The 19,130-nt window shown below is 47.6% G+C and carries 16 protein-coding genes; 7 read left to right on the forward strand and 9 right to left on the reverse strand.

Annotated elements, in window-relative coordinates; genetic code table 11:
- Positions 1-27: 27 nt before the first annotated feature.
- Both PPG34_RS10295 and PPG34_RS10300 read right to left on the reverse strand, forming a co-directional pair.
- Complete coding sequence (locus PPG34_RS10295; RefSeq protein WP_313833190.1) at positions 28-1,650, reverse strand: MBL fold metallo-hydrolase; 1,623 nt, start codon at positions 1,648-1,650, stop codon at positions 28-30.
- A gap of 87 nt (positions 1,651-1,737) precedes the next feature.
- Positions 1,738-2,175: a VOC family protein gene (locus PPG34_RS10300; protein WP_313833191.1), complete on the reverse strand. Its 438-nt coding sequence runs from the start codon at positions 2,173-2,175 to the stop codon at positions 1,738-1,740.
- Between the two features lie 85 nt (positions 2,176-2,260).
- Here PPG34_RS10300 and PPG34_RS10305 point away from each other — a divergent pair, with 85 nt between their 5' ends.
- A complete protein-coding gene (locus PPG34_RS10305) occupies positions 2,261-3,136 on the forward strand; it encodes a uroporphyrinogen-III synthase (RefSeq protein ID WP_313833192.1) in 876 nt (291 codons plus the stop codon).
- Between the two features lie 340 nt (positions 3,137-3,476).
- Entirely contained in the window at positions 3,477-4,421 is a 945-nt protein-coding gene (locus PPG34_RS10310) for a peptidase associated/transthyretin-like domain-containing protein (protein WP_313833193.1), read from the forward strand.
- 147 nt (positions 4,422-4,568) lie between these two features.
- Here PPG34_RS10310 and PPG34_RS10315 read toward each other — a convergent pair whose 3' ends face one another.
- From PPG34_RS10315 to PPG34_RS10330, 4 genes are all read right to left on the reverse strand, one after another.
- Complete coding sequence (locus PPG34_RS10315) at positions 4,569-4,988, reverse strand: hypothetical protein (RefSeq protein ID WP_313833195.1); 420 nt, start codon at positions 4,986-4,988, stop codon at positions 4,569-4,571.
- A 111-nt stretch (positions 4,989-5,099) separates the two neighbouring features.
- Complete coding sequence (locus PPG34_RS10320; protein WP_313833196.1) at positions 5,100-5,918, reverse strand: hypothetical protein; 819 nt, start codon at positions 5,916-5,918, stop codon at positions 5,100-5,102.
- Between the two features lie 134 nt (positions 5,919-6,052).
- The gene (locus PPG34_RS10325; protein WP_313833197.1) at positions 6,053-6,970 is read right to left on the reverse strand and encodes a peptidase associated/transthyretin-like domain-containing protein; all 918 of its coding nucleotides are present in this window, start codon (positions 6,968-6,970) and stop codon (positions 6,053-6,055) included.
- A 118-nt stretch (positions 6,971-7,088) separates the two neighbouring features.
- Positions 7,089-11,963 (reverse strand): multicopper oxidase domain-containing protein, encoded by a 4,875-nt coding sequence (locus PPG34_RS10330; protein ID WP_313833198.1) that lies wholly within the window; start codon positions 11,961-11,963, stop codon positions 7,089-7,091.
- A 646-nt stretch (positions 11,964-12,609) separates the two neighbouring features.
- Here PPG34_RS10330 and PPG34_RS10335 point away from each other — a divergent pair.
- Positions 12,610-13,254, forward strand: coding sequence for a hypothetical protein (locus PPG34_RS10335; protein ID WP_313833200.1), 645 nt, complete (start codon positions 12,610-12,612; stop codon positions 13,252-13,254).
- A gap of 175 nt (positions 13,255-13,429) precedes the next feature.
- Positions 13,430-14,548, forward strand: coding sequence for a hypothetical protein (locus PPG34_RS10340; RefSeq protein WP_313833201.1), 1,119 nt, complete (start codon positions 13,430-13,432; stop codon positions 14,546-14,548).
- 100 nt (positions 14,549-14,648) lie between these two features.
- On the opposite strand, the gene PPG34_RS10345 is transcribed toward PPG34_RS10340, so the two are convergent.
- The 3 genes from PPG34_RS10345 to PPG34_RS10355 all read right to left on the reverse strand — a co-directional run bounded on the left by PPG34_RS10345 (position 14,649) and on the right by PPG34_RS10355 (position 17,035).
- Entirely contained in the window at positions 14,649-15,014 is a 366-nt protein-coding gene (locus tag PPG34_RS10345; protein ID WP_313833202.1) for a hypothetical protein, read from the reverse strand.
- A 134-nt stretch (positions 15,015-15,148) separates the two neighbouring features.
- A complete protein-coding gene (locus PPG34_RS10350; protein ID WP_313833203.1) occupies positions 15,149-16,549 on the reverse strand; it encodes a sigma-54 interaction domain-containing protein in 1,401 nt (466 codons plus the stop codon).
- 30 nt (positions 16,550-16,579) lie between these two features.
- Entirely contained in the window at positions 16,580-17,035 is a 456-nt protein-coding gene (locus PPG34_RS10355; protein WP_313833204.1) for a response regulator, read from the reverse strand.
- 546 nt (positions 17,036-17,581) lie between these two features.
- Between PPG34_RS10355 and PPG34_RS10360 the strand changes: the two genes are divergently transcribed.
- From PPG34_RS10360 to PPG34_RS10370, 3 genes are all read left to right on the forward strand, one after another.
- Positions 17,582-18,160 carry a BCAM0308 family protein gene (locus tag PPG34_RS10360; RefSeq protein ID WP_313833205.1) on the forward strand — a complete coding sequence of 193 codons (579 nt, stop codon included), beginning with the start codon at positions 17,582-17,584 and terminating at the stop codon, positions 18,158-18,160.
- A 153-nt stretch (positions 18,161-18,313) separates the two neighbouring features.
- Positions 18,314-18,679, forward strand: coding sequence for a c-type cytochrome (locus tag PPG34_RS10365; protein WP_313833206.1), 366 nt, complete (start codon positions 18,314-18,316; stop codon positions 18,677-18,679).
- Between the two features lie 81 nt (positions 18,680-18,760).
- Positions 18,761-19,030: a hypothetical protein gene (locus PPG34_RS10370; protein ID WP_313833207.1), complete on the forward strand. Its 270-nt coding sequence runs from the start codon at positions 18,761-18,763 to the stop codon at positions 19,028-19,030.
- The last annotated feature ends 100 nt before the right edge of the window (positions 19,031-19,130 follow it).

Here is a 19,130-nt window from a genome sequence, read left to right on the forward strand (position 1 = left end):
GGAGACCGAAGAAATACATGACAGCCCCTACCTTGAAGCACCAGTAAGCGCTAGAGGCAACTGATGTTCGAGTTGATAAAGAATGGGAGGAGCTAAGGTCTCGGCACTCGCATGAACCTGAACCTGACCGTTGTCATGCACTCGAACGATATCTAAGGCTTGACCATGGTGATAATGACACCCCAAAGGCGCTAACAACTCCTTCAGAGATTCTGGCGGATCCCAATGGGCGGTCAGCAAAGCCGTACGGGCGGGATTTCGATGACTGAACATAAACGAAAGATGATCTGGATACCAATCCGCTCCACCCGTGGCATAAGAGACAAAAAGTTGAGCGTTGGCTTGGGCAATAAGCTCCGATAAATATTGATTGGTCAAAAATCCATTTTCCCCAACCTCTAACCATTTTCCAGGATGAGACAAGCTCGCATGGGCGGCGTAGGAACGAATTTCTTTCAACTGTTGTTGCGAGGCATAGACGGTCGCAATGGAACCATATTTCTCCACAAGCTTGTTCATTACTCCGTTGTGAACCGCAGAGTCCCCGTCATTCGTGGGACCGCTATCCGCATGAACTAATGTATTATGGCCCCGATCCACAATGAGGTAACAATTTCTCGGCAACGCCAAGTCACAAGGATCTTCTCCATAGAAAGGCACCGACACCACCTCGCCGCCCTCAAACTTCCAAGACTCTCCATGAGCCAATTCAATGACATTCGTAAAGCCGAGCTCTTGCATGAGCGAAAGATAATCGAAATATAAGGCTTGCCGGTTTTTCCGGCTCGGCACAATGATCGGTGCATCTTTCGGTAGATGGAGCAGGGTCCGGGGATCCACATGATCGTCATGGTCATGTGTCAAAAACACCGCCGCAGGAGATGGCAACAGAGAATTCCAAAGCGAAGGAACGGGAGACTCCGCAAACCATGGCATGAGCCAAGGATCAAACCATAGAAACTGGTTCTGCTGTCTATACATCAACGCCGCATGTCCTAAGTGCACCATGTCTCGATCCCGCGTGGCATCCAACCAATAGGTGCGGACTGAAGAGGTATCGGAAACAGTCAAACATTCATGCGTGGAGAGTTGCTCGACAAGATGATTCAAATGTCGCTCAATCTCACGACCCGACGCTGTGGCAATCGTGCGAATCTCTGCCACTGTGCGTGTCCCATTTAAAAACCCCAAGAGCTTGCCCACATATGGGGAGAGAGGTCGATCAAATCCAAAGGGGATAGCCTGGCGTTTTACCGCATTGAAAATTCGCAATCCACCATAATTCATGACGGCGGACTTATCCCGATCGTGGGGAAATTCCCAGAGAAACGTGCCATCCGGATTTCGTCCGCACCGAATATGGTCTTGAAGACGCGGTCGGGTGCGCACGACTTCTGCATAGGCATCTTCAAGCCGCTTCTGAACGTTGGGATCGTCGACGGTCGTCCGTCGCGCAAACACATCACTAATGGCAGTTTCCACCGAACTCATAAGTACGCTGTGCACTTCGTGCAAGCTCGCGACCACCTCAGGATCTACTCCCCCCATAAAAGGAAACGGCCCCGGAGGTTCAGCACTTTCCAATTGCACCCACACCCAGGGCTGCAACCCTAAAAATTGATTCGAGCCAAATTGGTCCCAAATAGGCATGACTAAAGACAGGCTTTCTGTGAAATGAGGAATGGCAAAGTTATGATCATAATGAGATCAATGAGAGTTTTAAAAATTATTCGGCGATCAGGAAGAGAACCGAATAGGGCTTATCGTGGGTTCGTAGAGTACTTGGATCACGATGTGGTCCGGATCTGCAAGGTAAAATGAATAACTGCCGTCTCGATGTTGTTTGGGTTGATGTACAATCCTGATTCCTTCCTTCACCACCTGGGAATACAATTGATTCACACTCTCCGGAGATTCCATTAAAAACCCCAAGTGGTCGAGGAACTGTCCATGGTTCGGTTGGTGTAGTTCAAGATCTTCAACTGGAATTTGGTGCAGGGCTAGGTTATCGACCCCGGAACTCATATACACATTTTCGGCATCTGGTTCCCATACAATGTTCATTCCAAACCAGGTTTGATAAAAGGCTTTCGAGGTGGCAAGATTGCTCACCTTGAGCGCCACATGACGTAACCCTTTAGTGGAAGGAATATTTGATTGATCGTTTGCAGCCATGACTCTTGTTCAGGAACACCCAAAGAATCCATCTTAGCCATGCCCACGATATGGAGCAACCCCGACGAGTATGTCTTGGAGGACCATGACCGTTCCCTCTAGTTCAACCCCGCCGCATGGATTCTCAGGGTTAACTGTGGCGGCCTTCGAAAGTCGAATGGGGGAGCAAATGGCCACACTAATTTCACGGCATGGCGGTATTCCCTTGGTTGCACCCTCCATGCAAGAAATTCCTTTGGAGAATAATTCTGAGGCCTTGGCCTTTGGCCACCGTTTACTGGCGGGCAATATCGACATCCTCATTTTGCTAACCGGGGTCGGGACCAGAACGTTATTGGAAGTTTGGAAAACACAGTGGAACTTGGAAGATATCAAGCATGCCTTGACCCAGACAACAATCCTTGTGCGTGGGCCTAAACCCTTGGCCGCCCTTAAGGAGTTCGGTCTCCAGCCACACCTTACGGTTCCCGAACCTAATACCTGGGAAGACATTCTCCAGACCCTTGATATATTCAAGCCAGAAGGGCTTTCTCGGCTCACCATCGGCGTACAAGAATATGGCACCACAAACGTGGAATTAATGACCGCCTTGGGTTCCAGAGGCGCCGAGGCGATTGGGGTGCCAGTGTATCGATGGGCCCTCCCAGATGATGTGCAACCATTACAAAAGGTCCTCCAAGCTATTCTTTTCCAATCAGTCGATGTCCTCCTATTTACGAGTGGGGCCCAAGCCACACACATTGTGGACCTCCTCAATCGATCCCATCAGCTCCAGGACTTTCGTCAGGCTCTCGATCGGATAATGGTAGCCTCCATTGGTACTATCACCAGTCAACAACTTCGTGCCTACGATTTTCCAGTGGATTTAGAACCTAGCCATTCCAAAATGGGTATCCTTGTAAAGGAAGCCAGCCTCAAAGCTCAGGACATCCTCCAACACAAACGCGGAACAGGCTCCTAAAAGGTCTCCTCCTTCGTGCAACATTACTCCCAAACAACTCTCTTAATCTTCTGAAGGAAGAGTTCCAGATAGGAACCCCAATCCCTGTGTAGTTTTGCCTCAAAATTTCCTTTCGCCATTTTTATGGTCAAGCGCTTTAAAGTCTCCCTTTCCCCCTCCTTGGCACGTTACCAAAACCAAAAAACCTGAGAAAAAATGTAAAGAAAATGCGACTGGGCCTACCTTTGTGGAAATAGATTTTGGTATCCTATATAGATTGAAAGGCAGAGCATGGATTGCTACAAATTAGGATTCCCGACTCGCCATTTTTTCACCCAACCATCACGAAAGAGTTGTCACCATGTGTTATCACTCAAAGATTTTTGTGGTTCTTGTATGCAGCTTGTTATTAAGCATTTCTACTGGTTGGGCCTACACCGAAATTCCTGTAGACAATGGTGGCGCAGTCACCGGTCAGGTAACCATGAAGGGCGACGACCCTGAATCTCTTGCCTACAACTTAGCCCTCTTTCCAGACCCTGCGTTTTGTGGGCGCATCTCGACCGGCACCGGGTGGCGTTTGTATGACCAGTTTCAAGTATCCGCCGATGGCGCCCTACAAAATGCGATCGTGATATTGGAAGGCATTCATCAAGGAAAGCCATTTACTATGCCACCGGCTGTCGTGGAAGCGAAAGACTGCATTTTTTCACCAAACACCCTCGTAGTACGCAATCAGCAGGAAATTCGGTTTCTTAATATGGATCCCATTGTCCATGACATCCAATTGTACGAAACGGCTCCTAATGGGTCTTCGATTATTTTCCATCGCCCGCTTCGCATGAACCCCTACCACTCCATGCTAGAACCTCAAGACCATGACCATCGCCCAGGTGAACCCCTCATTGATACCTTCCAATTCACCAAAGGACGTCGCATCTTTTTGGCCGAATGCGGACAACATCCGTATATGCAAACCTGGGGACTGGCCGTCACGAATCCCTATTATGCGATTACCGATAAAGACGGACGTTTTACCATATCGGACATTCCTGAAGGCGTGTACTCCTTGATCGCTTGGCATCCCTGGATCGGGGGAATTCTCGAAATGAAAGTGGTGGTCTTAGCCAACGATACTCTCAAAACCCAATTTATCTTTGATGCACCACCTATCCGAAAAAATTCCCATACCACCATGGTGAAAAATCCCCATTTTAGCTTTGATGCCATTGGACGAGACGGCAAAATCGTTCCCGACGTCATTCCCGATCACGAGGTTCAAAATACTCCCCATCATCATCATTAACGCCAGAAAAGAATCCTTTAGGTTAATTCCGAATTGATGGAATTTCGTGGTTGGCGTGGGAAGAGAGGGTATTCTCATTCCCACGAGGATTGATCATACGAAATAGGCCGCTCAGATTCCCCGAAAGTTTATAGGGATTCAGTCCCTTCAGGCTCTGGAAATCGCCACTCCTGCGCAGACTACGGCGACTCCCAATAAAAGAATCCCTCTGGCGAACCACGGCGACCATTGCAAGAAAATTCGTTCAGTCTCGTTTAAAGATTCTGTACCTTTCATTCTGAGTCTACCCATTCGAGGACCAATTATGAAGTCGTGCAATCCCGCGTTAATTATCAGAATGGCCACAAGACTCAATTTTATCAGGATCACGAACGGCCAATCCTGAACAGGACCTTTCCCAAAAGTTTGTTGAGAGAGAAGGAAGCCGCCAGTCAAACCCAAAAGGGGAATAACAACCCAGACACCTTTGGCAAATCGTTTCGCCGCCTGTTGGAATAAGCCATAAGAGTTTGACTGAGCCATCTTAGATCGAAAAACCGGGGCCAAGACCAGGGTAAAAAACAGCATGCCCCCTACCCAGTAGATTGCGGAAAAAACATGAACCCACAAAACTAGGAGGTTAGCTGTCATTTAAAATTTGCAAAACAAAAGTGGGAAAGAGACTTTTGGTTTCGTCTTTCAGAAAGCCAGGCCCATATACCCACCCACAGTACCAAAACTATTATCTGTATCCGTTTCGCCAGCTGCTAAATGAAAACGCCCGTCCACTCCAATATGCAAAGCTTTCCAAACGCGATACTGGGCTCCGACGGCAAATTGTGCACCCACATCAAGCACAGTAATATCGCCTGATGGGGGACTGATCACATGAAAATCTAATCCGACTGGAATAATCCAGGGACGTAACCGGCTTCCTTCCATAAAGAGAATTTTGGGAGATACCGATACGGTCAATTGTGTGATTTCCACTTTCGTCGTCAAGTTCCCTACTCCGGTTAAAGTGCTTGTGGCACTCCTCACGGTACTCGAATTAAACCGTTTATATTCCACACCGATTTCACCGAGAACCCAGGTTTTCGATAGCATTCCCCAGACATCCTTTGACAATACCAAATCCAACCCGGCACCGATATAATACCCATTATCTCCTTTATTAAACCCACTAGCCCCGCCAACATCCGTTAACACTTCACCCGAACGATCACCTGTCGCAAATGCTCCACCACCTCGGAAAAATACCATATTCCCGGTTTCTCCCCCCTGTGAAGCCGGCTGTTGCCGCTCTAATTTCTCTAAGCGTTTTTCCACCTCTTCCCAGTCAATGTGACGAGGCTGCTGGACCTGCTTTTGCATTTGTTCAATACGCTGCTCAAGCTTTTGTATACGATCATCCACACTCGATCCTGCTGCCAAGCTGAATCCTGAGGGACATAAGAACACCCCGGCTACAAAAGCTGTCACCATGAAACGAGGAGTAAAGTTCCTAGCTTTTCTCATCTTATTTCTCCAGGTAAGAGTGAATAGGACCTGATTATTTCTAGTAATTTTTTTGAGGTGGAATCGAAGGGTATAAACAAAGAATTCCCTCGAATAGGTTTCCCGCCTCACAATACAAACCGACGACCTTGCATTTAATACTCTTGCACTCGAATAGACGGTATTATCTCGATATCTTCTCCTAACAACTCCAACCCAAATCGTGGATTTTCTTCAATTTCGTGGGCACTGCGCCGACCCTGAGGAGCCTGGTATTCAAAATTGGCTAAAAGAGATTCATTGGTTTTGATCGTTACCGTTTGCTCTAAAAAACTATTCATGCCGGGATGCCAGGTGGAGAGGATATACTCTCCAGGTGGAATATCCGTGATTTCAAATTTCCCATCTTCTTTGGTAATACTGAAATACGGATTGTTAACGACCAGCCCCCAGGAAAACATGTAGGGATGAAAACCGCATTGCATGACAAATACATTGCGTCCTTTGGTGAGATGAATTTTTTCCACCATCGGTTCGCCAGCCATGTACTTTTTTCCAATGATCCCAGCGTATTTCAAGAAGGGATTCATAGGTAACGGCCGATTAAACAACACACGAGCTCCGCGTTTTCTGGCTGTTTCATATCCCTGGATGTCATGTTCCACTGGATCCATATTGATGACCTCAATTTCATCTCGATCCTTCAACACATTTACGAACGGAATAAAGTCACAATCCTTTGATACAATTTTGACTCTTGGAATCTCGAACGGTTTTCCTTGCTCCACTTCTTTCAAAAACACCACGACATCTTTCAGGCTTTTATCCGGGGCAATGATAAAATCCTCGACAATGCGCCATCCCGTTCCCGTGGATATGGTTCCACAAAACACGGGGTCGGGGATGGTCACTAGGTTAAAGGCCATAGGTCTTGGCCGTTCGCCTTGAATGGCGACATGCCCTTGGATGGTTCCTCCATCCTTGACGGTAATTTCCTGATAGGTCCATGCCGTTTGAACGCCAAAGACCACGGCAAACATTCCTAGCGCTATATGGACTATTCCCTTTCTCATCTCTGTTCCTCTCCGGCCATTAGGATTGGTTCACTAGACTTTGGCGAGTTGGCTCTCAAAAAAAACGGGGGAGCTTTGTGAGCTCCCCCGTCTCCACTGATCCGATGTCCTCCCCCCGTTACTTAAAGGACGCCGGAGTGGCTTTGAAGTTTTCGGGTTGCTCGCCTTCAACGTGTCGTTGACTCATCGACGACCCACCCAACGGCAGGATTCGTTGATCATTAGCAGGCAACACCCGGAGGTATCCCCATTGCCCGGATTGCGAATAGGGAAGTCGTCCATTACTCCAGACATAATCCCCTGGCAGGGAATACTTTCCACCTGCTCCAGGCACAAACACATCCAACCCTTCTGATCCTGCAAACTCCACAGTGCTGATCATATCCGCGCCTGGCAGGAACGGCTCAATGGGCCATTCATGTTTTTCAATGGTAAACATCCCATTTTGCTCACTGCTCGCACCGAACACATGCACCCGTACCGGGTCGCCAGCATGGGCTTGGATGAGTGGCGTGACCGGATCTTGTGGATTATCCACTTCACATGGCTGGAACATTCGACCAAGTGAACACCCAGCTTCTTCGCGATGGAGATACGGTTCCGCTCGGTAGTTCACCCCGGTCAGCCCCGCCACGTTTTGGACATAAGGCATGAAGCTCGTTCCAATGATGTTATCTTCATCTTGGAAGTACAAAGCGACATCACGATAATTCGCGCGATTTTCATTGCCTTGAATGGTCTGATCTACAATCACGTCGGCGGTCCAACTATTTTTCAGAGAAATATCTTCACCGGTTTTTGGATCACGATAAGTGGATCCTTTCGGACCAATGATGATTCCTCCGAACAAACCATTCCGAGGATTCATGGCAACATTTCCCCAATCCCACACCAACGTTTGTCCTTCGCCATTAAACGGATCGGCATAGTAGGTGTATGTGCGGGATTGCCCGGACGCGACTGTTTGGTCACCTGAATTGTTACCAAGGTTGACTCCTTGAGAATCTTTGGGATCAAACGCCAGACCAAATGCTGAGAATGAGGCCCGACCTTCCTTGAGTTTATTGGTGAGCTTCACTTTGATGCAGTCACCCACATTCGCCCGAAGTGTTAAAGGCATGGGTTGCGCATCTCCCGAAACACGCTGTGCATCTTCCTCAAGCACATAAATCTTCGCATCAGGATTACGAAGTTCAATTTTTCGTTCAAAGTCCACTTCAATGGCTTCCGGTGCATTAGGGTTGAAGCTCATGGACGGATGATCCATGGCCACAACATTAAATTGCTTCACCGGGGCATCTGATGGACAGACCGGAAGCCGTTCGGGCATTCCTTCTTTGCCATAGGCCTTGTTTGGTAATGGCTGAAGATCCGAGACGGGTTTATCCAACACGCGGATAATTCCCCACGCCCCTTCTGAGAACTTGGAACTCCGACCATTGAAGAACAAATAATCGCCAGTCTGATGGCGTGGGCCACCGGCTTCCGCCACCACTAAGTCATACCGTTCGGCAATTCCAATATGCAGAGAATTTTTCCGATTGGCTTCTTCCGCATATCGCTCAGACCAGAAGGTATGCCCAGAAATGGTGAACACATTACTTTCGTTCATGGTCACATCTAATAAACGGAACACAATGGCATCACCAAGATATGCCCGCACCATGGCTGTGCTTGGATCGCCATGCACGGCACTGCTGAAAATCTTCGACGTATCAGGATTATTCGACAACCGATGAGCAAATGGTTCCGCCCGGAAATTCAAGGCGCCACCGGTCGTATGCGTTCCACCATTCAAAAATGGCATCGGGGTCATTTTAATTTTATCGTTCGGCGGCATTTGGAAAGACACTGTACGTCCGGCTTCCAATGCCACTTCCACGGGTTGACCAGGAGGATTCCCGGCTGTCACCACGTTAACCGTATGCGGCACGGTATCCATGATATGTACCATCAATTCACGGAAACTCCCGGCCACATCATGACCAACTCGCTCCACAGCATGAATATCCGCAACCGGCCCTGTTCGAATCCGCTTGCCGGTTTTGGGATCATGCCAGGTTGAACCAAAGGGTTCCGCAATCATCGTTCCCACCGCACCATGTGGCCAGGTGGTACCACCGAAAGCATGGTCATGCCAGAACACACTCCCGACATCAGCATCCACCCAGAACCGTTGGCGCACATATTCGACGGTGACAATGTCCCCGACGGGATGCGCATTCTTAAGTGGGGTAGTAAATGTCAACGTCCCATCATCAATTTTGGCAATGCGAAGTACTTCTTGGCCCTTCACATTATCCGCACCTACCAGGATCGGAATACCGACATGATATTGCTTGGCATTCGTCACGTGGATGGTCTTATCTCCCATTTTGGCCATCTTAGTGATCTTGGCATTCATCGGTATGGGCAACCCTTTTTTCGTCGGCTTATCAAACTGCGTAAACGGACGCATCGATTGCTCGTAAGAAAATCCTGAGATCACACCATCTGAGGCCTGATTATCAAACTGAAAGAAATGGAAATGCGTGTTAATCTTGGATGATTGGAAATTGGTGATATCGTCATCGATCCACTCGCTGGTTAACATCCAATCAATACAATCATACACATTCGCCCGAACAACTAATGGAAACTTCTTGTCATTGTCTGCGCGAACTTCAGCTTCCTCTTCATGGACCACATACAGCAGTCCGTTTGGATCAACAATGGCTGGCTCACTTCCCTGCGCTGCGGAGAGTTCAATCGGCAACTGAATGAAGTGAACCTTATAATCTTGAGAACCAGCCCGATCCGGACACAAACTCCAGTTCCCATTTTCTCCAGGCTTCGCAGGTTCGACAGACCGTGTTCCATCCTTATTGAGCCGGATCATTTCTAACCAAGGAGCTGGGTTATGATCGTTGGAGAACGGAACGCGCTTGCCAAAATGCGGGGTCAACCATGGCCAAGCTACTTTTCCCGTTGAGGGTTCAAACCAGATAGCCCGGCGTTTTCCGGGTTCATATCCCTGCCACTCTGGACGATACTTGGGATTTTCCCCGAGGGTGGCTTCCTTCTCACTCATTGCCCGATTACCTTCCCATACCCAATCGATGACGGTGGCATCATAGGCCTTCATCTGCCCAAGTTCGTCATCCTTATGACCTGGTTTACCTTGGTTGCTCAGCTGCATGGAAACCCAATCCTTCAGATTGACCACCGCAGGCTCAGATTTCCAATTGCTTTTTCCTGACCCTACAATTTTAAATTGCTTTCCAAACCAGTTAACAGTGGTTCCCACTAATTTATCCGATGTCACTGGTTTATGAATTCGTCCAAGCCGATCGGGCAACTCCCGCAATGGAGTCATCACATCGTTTTGGATTCCTGGCGTCTGTAGGGTGTTGTACACTCTCCAATACCCCCACATCCCGGCGACATAATGATGCGCGACATGGCAATGGAACAGGAAATCCCCAGCCAACCATTGGCACAGACCAGAACCGCATTCCGTTTCCAGATCCAAGGCTTCTGAAGGCCCAATCACTTCGACATCGACCCGATCAGACTTTGTCCGTACCACTGGATACTTTACCGGACCGGCTTGACCCGTACTCCAGACAGGCATTTGGGTGGCCCGAGGACTTCGTTGCCAACGAATGGATCCACCATGTGGATGATGAGAATGGAAGACTTCCGAACCGCCGTGCACAATGCGGAATTTCGCCGGATCGCCTAAATAACTTCGCGGAATGGTCGGTGCCGCATCGCCAAACGTATAGGAACTATACGCCATGGATTCGTCTTCGAACCCAAAGTATTCATGCTGCACATGCATATTATTGATGCCGAAGGGTTCGCTACGATAATTCAACGCGCGTGCGCCAGGTCGGTAGGCATCAGTCAACGGATCGCGTTGCGGAAGGAAGTCGCCGTGCTTATTCACCGGGCGAAACGCTTCATCACCGACCTCATGATATATCAACACAAATTCCCGAAAGTCCGGGCCCGTGCCATTCTTAATCATGGTTTGCCAGCCGCTTCGATCCTTCGTCGCTGGCCCCGTCCCTAGGGGATCGTAATATTCCGAGCCACGGGGCTCGACAACAAAGACACCAAACAGCCCCATCACCGTCAACTCTCGGTCATTACTAAACGTGTGAAATTGGCGTCCACCTTCTTGCGTATCAGGATGGATGTACCATTCCATTTCCACGGTCTCGCCTTCACCAGCCACAGAATCAGGATTCGTTGTTGTCGCGGGTTGACCGGTCTTGCTCATGACCATATCCGACCCATTGATATGAAGGCTGACCTCTTCACCGAATTCAAGTTGATTGCGAAGAGTCACTTTGACACAGTCACCTTGATTTCCCCGGATTACTAAAGGCTGAATCCATTGATCTTGTATGCCATTTTTTACTCCGCCCGGATCATGATGACCTTCTGTTTCACGGGCTTCCGCATTCTTCGCTTCTTCTTCACGAATCTTGTCGATATCTTCGGTCAGGGCATACATATAACCCGGATAGAAATCCAACCATTGGTTCAACGTAATTTCTACGTCAATTGCGGAGATATCATAATCCCGGACCGGGGCAGTTTTTGGACACATTCCCCCTTTCATAGAGACTGGCTCCACCCCGGAGGTGGAGGCCAATAGTCCATTGGCTGGACCGGCTCCATATTGATGCATCATGGACATGGTATTAAAGGCACCAGTGGTGTCACCACGGTGTTCCATTTCCTTTCCCATTTGCTGCATCAGACGTTGATGTTGAAGTTCAACCAAGGCCGAACGCTCCGCCCGCCCTTCTACTGAATTTTCAGTGATTGTTTGTCCTTTGAGCCGCTCGGCCCAACCTGGGGATTGAGAAGACATCCCGGTTTGATGAACATGAGTGGAGTCCTCGGCATTGACTTGGGTGTTCATGCCAAATCCCATGATTCCGCCCCAAAGAGCCAGTACCGCCGTAACGGTGAGTGTTAACCGCGTGCCGTAAAACATTATCCGGCCTCCTTAACTGAGGTTATTAAAGACGATCCCGCTAAGGGAGTATTATTTTTTTAAAAAATAATTAATGAACTTCTTGCCATACCTATATTTTCCAGCCTCAGGGGAAAAAGCCGGGGAAGAGTCATCCAAAAAGGAGGTTGGGTATTCCGGAGGCCGGTCCATCACACCCACGTCTTCCCCGGCACTTAATATTGAGAGCAAATTGAATGCCGAATGAGGTGGAAGTGAAAATTACATAAAAAAATCTTACGATTTAGCAGGTTATGAACTTTTTGGTGCAATGATTGGCAAATGGCAGAACTGGACATAATTCCATGGAATTGGACAGATGTATGAAAGAAACATCAAAAAACGCATAAAAACAATGCGTTACTGTGTCTAAACAATTAGACATCATTAATGAAACATTGACGCATTTTGGTCCAAAATAACTCATATTATTTTGTTTTGGAGCCCAATTTTTGAAAATAAAATGCCATTTTAAATAAAAATAAATACGTATAAAAATTAAGTCCATTTCTTCTGCATTGCCTTTCAGTCATTTCCTCGAGGAAATCAACCGACAAGAGAGAAAAGAGAAACCCCGAATCAATAATCGTATTGAGGGCTATTATTGCCACACCGCAGGGAATTAAAAATGAGCTGGAAACTTCAAGAAATTGGATTAGGGATGAATCACGAGGAATTCATTTCGGTAGGGAAATATTGGTTATGGATGACGGTGTTTTCCACCTGCCTGTTTGCGAGCTGTGGGGAAACCAATCACCCACACCAAGAACCGGGCATGCCAGCCCCTAAGGCCCAAGCCGTACCCGTAAAAAATGTTGTCCATGGTGAAATTCCGGAAGAAGGAATCTCTCTCGAGCCTCACGGCTATGAGGAAATCTCAGAATCAGATAATTTCGACTCCGATCTCGAACAATTCGAAGATGACAATGCCCTATCTGAGGAACTTGAAGAGATTCGAGATCCGGAATCCGAAGGTGAGAGTCGTGAGGTTCGCTCACTGCCCGAGCCGCAGGTAGAGACTCTCGATACCCAAACGGAAATCGCCCTCCGTGAGACCCAAGATTCCGTAGACTCAAATGAACCGAAAACCTCTCTTGGTGGATCGCCACTTGCATCCTCCAAGGCCCCAGACAACACCGACGCCCAAGCGAAGTGGATCGCCCAATTCCAGGTCACTGGCGACTCCGATGATTTTGCACCAGATTCTCCCGATGAATTCGAATCTGATTCTGCGGATGATTTCGGGTCCAATACCTCACTCTCCGTGGATTAACCTCATCCTCTCTGAAACCGCAAACTCTACTTTCTCATTTACTTGCTCATTCTAATGTGCCACCAGGATCATCGTTTTCCCTCAATTCCCAGAGGTCTCTTGACCCTCAGCCTCTGTGAAAGAGTTGGTTCCGCCCTCTCTTCTTTGATACATTCATTGAAATTTGAATTCTCTCATGAATATTCTTCCCTCTACATTTCGAGCCGCCTGCATGGCGGCTCTCCTCGGGCTCTTCATGGTCAACGGGTGTGCATCCCCCATTGCCCTTCATCGAGCTGTACTGGAGTATGATTGGACGGTCAATCGAATCGAATCGGAACTCTTACTTCTCAACATTGCTCGCATGCGGTATCACGAACCCATTCATTTCACGGTGGTTTCGAGTATCGCCGCCACCTTTGACTTTCGAGTCAATACGGGCATTACTGGCGCAATAACCGAAAATCCTGGGCTCGACTCGTTGTCTCTTACCTTAGGAACTTCCGCCGCAGAAAATCCGACGGTGAGCATCATCCCCGTCCAAGGAGAACAGTTCACCAAACGGCTGTTAACCCCCATTTCCGAAAACACCATCCAATTCTTAGCGCATCAGGGGATCGATCCTGCAATTCTCCTTCGGCTCATGGCTCGAGGAATTATTCTTGAAGAAGGGGAGAGCCATCGGCGATTTATATTGAATCAGCCACACCGAAAAGAGGAATACCAAGAATTCCGTCAGCGAGTGATGCATATATCGTGGCTACAGTATGCTCGGAATTTGTTCATTGGCCCACTTCAATTTCAGAATGGAACGAAACCGACGGTGGGTCGTATCATCATCACCAATTATGACCCCGACTCACTCCCCAATCACGAGCGGCAAGCCTTACACGAACAAGCCAACCGATTTCCCCTCAACCATATTAAGGTAGATATTCGACATGGCTATCCAGGCGGGGAATTCCCTATGCGGGGAGAAATTCACTTGCGCAGCTTTAAGGGAATTCTAGGATTTATTGGGCGAGGGATTGTTCAAGATCAAGAGTTTCCTGTTGCTCCTGATCCACGCACACCATTCGTAATGGTGAATCCTGCCAAAACACTCACCATCCAAGAATCTAGGACCCAACCGGCAGAGGCCATTGTCTCCGCCAAGAAACGGGATCGATGGTATTACATTGAAGAAGAATCCGAAGCGGGGGAATTGGAAGACCAATGGAATCATGAAGCCTTTGATATTCTCTACCAACTGTACCATCTCACCGTTACGGATATTTCTCAAACCCCTGCTGTGCCCATTACTATTTCCAAATAATATACCCGTCGGTGGTTGCCAGACCTTCGCCGCGCGTAGGTAAAAAAAATTATCACTCATTTTTCGAGCGACAACCGGCTAGGAACTTGGGAAAACTTTTCTACATTGAACGAAATACGGCCAGCAGATCACTGAGCGTCAACGTTTTTATTTGCAAGATATTTCGTTCCTTTGCGAGTTGAAGGTTCATTCCGTTCTCACTTGACCGAGCCACCCAATCAACTCCTAACTGTAAAATTCTTTCTGATTCAACAGCCACCTTTTCTTTGACAATTCGATTACTCGCTAGCAATTCTGCAGCTTTCTCCCTGGTTGTCCGTAAATGTTCTTGAAATTCCGATTCCGGAAAGGCTGCCTTCGCGGCCTCATCATGACATCGATCCAAGTATTGATTGAGCAGCACATATAATCGCAACACCGTTTCCGTGATTTGAATATATTGCTCCTGGTGGTCTTGAATCGGCATAAAGGCTCCTTTCATAAAGGCCACACATTCAACGTTTCGAAGTGGCTTGAGGGTTGGGCGAATCTATTCCCCCGCAGTCTATCCCAATTGGTAGTGGGAGAAAAGTCAGGGGAAGAAGAGGAAGCGAACGACTGTTAGGAAATGTTATAGGCTTTGATCTTATTATAGAGCGTGGCTCGACTGATGCTTAATAATTTTGCCGCTAGGACTTTGTTCCCATTCGCTTCCCCCAAGGCTTTTACGATCATGTCTTTCTCTACCCTGGACTGAGCCAATTTCCTCATCTGATACAAATCTGGCGTCCCAGAAATTGAGTCAGGAGACTCTTCTACAGCTGAGGCCTGTATGCAAGGCCCCTGAGTCGTCAACACGAGACGTTCAATGGCATGTTCCAATTCACGTACATTTCCAAGCCACGTCCTTTGGGTTAATTGAAGGATGGCATCAGGAGCAATTCCCACCTCGTCCTTATGATGCTTTTGGCAGGCACGACGAATAAATGTGTGAACAAGCAATGGAATGTCTTCCTGCCGATCCCGCAGAGGTGGTAGGGTAATGGGAAGAACCGCTAGCCGATAAAATAAATCCGTTCGAAAAGTTTGAGCTTCAATTAACTGCTCCAGCGGAATATTCGAGGCAGAAATAATTCGCACGTCAACTTTGGTAGGGTGATTACCGCCCACGGGTTTCACTTCGCCTTCCTGCAACACACGCAAGAGTTTAGCCTGAAAACTCGTACTGGTATTCGCAATCTCATCGAGGAAAATGGTTCCGCCTTCCGCCTCTTCAAACAGCCCCTTGCGATCGGCCACTGCTCCAGTGAAGGCCCCGCGTCGATGTCCAAATAATTCACTTTCCAACAAGGTTTCAGGCATGGCGCCACAATCAATGACAATAAAAGGGGCCTCGCGACGTGGACCCAATTGATGAATCGTTTTCGCAACTAGCTCTTTTCCCGTGCCACTTTCTCCCTGCAATAACACTGTCGCCTGGCTGGTCGCCACCAATCGAATAGTATCAAACACCTGCTGCATGGCCTCACTCTTTCCAACGATTACATCAAGGGGATTCGATTCCACGACTTTTTCCTTGACGAGAGGGAAAGAGCCTTTAACTGACGAATGTAACACCATCGTTTCCCGTCCGGTTCGTCCTAACATCAATACACAACGAATGTGTTCCTGAGTGCCAACTAGGGGAAGCGCTTTGGGAAAAGGACAGGTGGGAGCTATCGATTCCGAAGGTTGGGCATGACCAGCCTCCTGACAAAAATTCCCCAACTCCAGCACATTTTTCCCTGGACAGGCCTCACAAGGCTGAGAGCGATGCTCAAATACCCCCCCCTCCCGCACCTGTTCAAGCAAAGGACAATCGTCAATCACTTGTTTAGCTGAAGCATTGGCATAAACTAAGTCATGAGTTGGGGAGACCACCATTACGGGCTCAGAGAGATGATCCGCTAGGCTCGCCAATGCCTCTATGCGTGCGGTAAGAATTGGGTCGAGCTGAGGAAAATGAATAAACGATCCGGCCATCGTAAACTGTCGTTACGAAAACGCTCCTTTTTATTCGAGGTTCACCTGGACATGTGGACAATGAGGCACCGGACACACTTTCATCACGAGCGTCTTCAAATCATCCATACGAACAGGTTTATCAAAGTATCCATCGACGCCAATATTCTTAGCGATGCCGTGCGTTTGAGAATCCCCAAACGCCGTCACCACAATCACGCGACAATCGGGAGTGACTGTTTTGACATTTTTAATAAAATCAAACCCACCGGATTTCATTTGTAAATCAGTCACAATTAAACTCGGCGTCTTGGCTTGAATTTGGGAAAGCGCTTCTTCACCATCGGCGGCTTCTAGGACACAACACCCATAATCACCCAACTCATCGACTAAGAGGCTTCTCATCGCATCATCATCGTCAACCACCAGAATGACACAACAATTCCTCCCTTCCTCATTAATACTGATTAGGGGTCTTGGCTGAAAAGAATTAGAAGAAATTGACATAACGCAACATTCGATAAGGGCTCTATTTTTTAAAACATGCAACACTAATGCCTGCACCGATCCCGCTCATTTCTGCCCTTAGAAAACACATTCTTGAGGTATTCCAGGGGAGTTAATCAAGGGAATGAACAACTACGGTTCAAAATTTGACGAAAATATCTACAAGGTCTTCAGGTAAAATTGTAGCAAGAAGCGCCACCATTTCGCATGAGAAAGGGCACCTCATATATTTTGGAATCAGGAGAGTCCATATCATGTTCCCACTGAAATTGCCCCATCACGGCCAAGCAATAAAGATAACCCTTTCAATGAGACCAATCTCACCTTATCTTAGAAGTTTTGAAAAATCCTTCCTCTATGCCCTGTTCTAAACTTGGCCTTGATTTTGCGTGAGATACAAAGTGAAAGGCCCTCATTTTCCTATATTCTCGATAACAAACACGAATAATTCCTAAATAGTCAGGAGTGCTTTTAAGGTTTCATGGGTCTTGTAAACAGTCCCTCTCCGGAAGATTTGGGATTCACCATTAACGAGGATGACCGGATATGACAATGCGAAAAACTAAGCGATATACCCTGCAATCCCTTAAGAAAAAAGAGGTGGTCGGCGATCCTTACGCGTCAACCTATCCTCGAACAGGATTTGCTATCTGTCCTGAATGTCAGTCCGTATATCACCGTAAACGATGGACATTACCTCGGACCGAGGAAGACACCATTATCCCTAAGTCCTCCAGACCTGCCAAGAAAATTGGGAAACCGTTAATGTTTCCGGAATTATTCCTTTGTCCGGCTTGTCAAAAAATTCGAGATGGCTATGCCGAAGGGTTTGTCTCTATTGTGTGGGAAAATTGGTTAGCCCATAAAGCGGATATCATGGGGTTTATCCACAATGAAGAAAAGCGAGCGAGTCATGTGAATCCGTTAGAACGGATTATGACCGTACGTACTCGGACTGACGGGATCGACCTTGAAACTACGACGGAGCGAATGGCCCAACGAATCGGCCGAGACTTAATGCGCGCGTTTAAAGGCAAGGTTCAGTACAAATGGTCACACAAGGATAAGCTCGCCAGAATTCAATGGAAAGGTCCAACAAAAAAGCTTGCGCCTCGCAAAAAATAATTCAAGAAAATATGTAATTTGACGGTGCCAATGCCGATGACCAAAAAAGAAAGAAATTTCCATTTTTCCATGAGAATTCGGTCTAGTGAAGAGATAGGACAGTGCTTGAGTTTGATAGATAGAATTTCAAGAAAGACAAAGAGGAGAAATATCATGAAACAAAAAATTCGGTTTATAGGAGCCTTGTGTTTTTTGCTGCTCTGGTCTTTAGGAATGGCTCCCATGCCAGCCGAGGTCGAGGAATTTGGGAAGTCGGTCTATGAACAGTATTGCCTTCAATGTCACGGCCCTAAAGGCCAAGGAGATGGTCCAGAGGCGAAAAATCTAGTCATTAAACCAGCCAATTTTCATGCACCAGACTCCCGAATGAAATCTGACGGGGAACTCCTTTCGAAAGTCGTGTGGGGTGGAGTCTATAGCCCAATGCACGGGTGGGGAACACGGATCAGTCGACAAGAAATTCACTCAGTAATTCGATACATTCGCCTGCTGGCTCCCCATGAAAGGAACGCAAATTGATATCCGTTTATTAAAAAACCCATCTGTCCCAAACGGTTTCAAAGTATTAGGAAACATTAAGCTAAATGAAGGCCACCACAAATGAAAGAAAAAGAAGCTAAGCCCACATCTTTATGGATTGATGTCATCCACATTGATATGCCACGCACTCACTGGATTTGGTGGGTGATAGAGGGGACACCCGATGCTCCAGGGGCGGGGAGTCGATCATTTAGCTCTCTTCATGCCATGCAAGAACATGTCAGGGAGCGAGGATACAACCCACCAACGGCATCACAAATCAATGAGGCTGTTCTACAAGCAAGAGTTGACAACAAGGATGAGGTCACTTTGAAAGTTTCACCAAAATAATTACCAATACTATATCGCCCTGAGGGCATTCACAAAATCATGTAAAGACGTTTTCATGGCTGATATCATTTGTAGCTGCGACATACAGATGCCGAAGCTT

Source organism: Candidatus Nitronereus thalassa, from assembly GCF_032191465.1.
Lineage (GTDB): Bacteria > Nitrospirota > Nitrospiria > Nitrospirales > UBA8639 > Nitronereus > Nitronereus thalassa.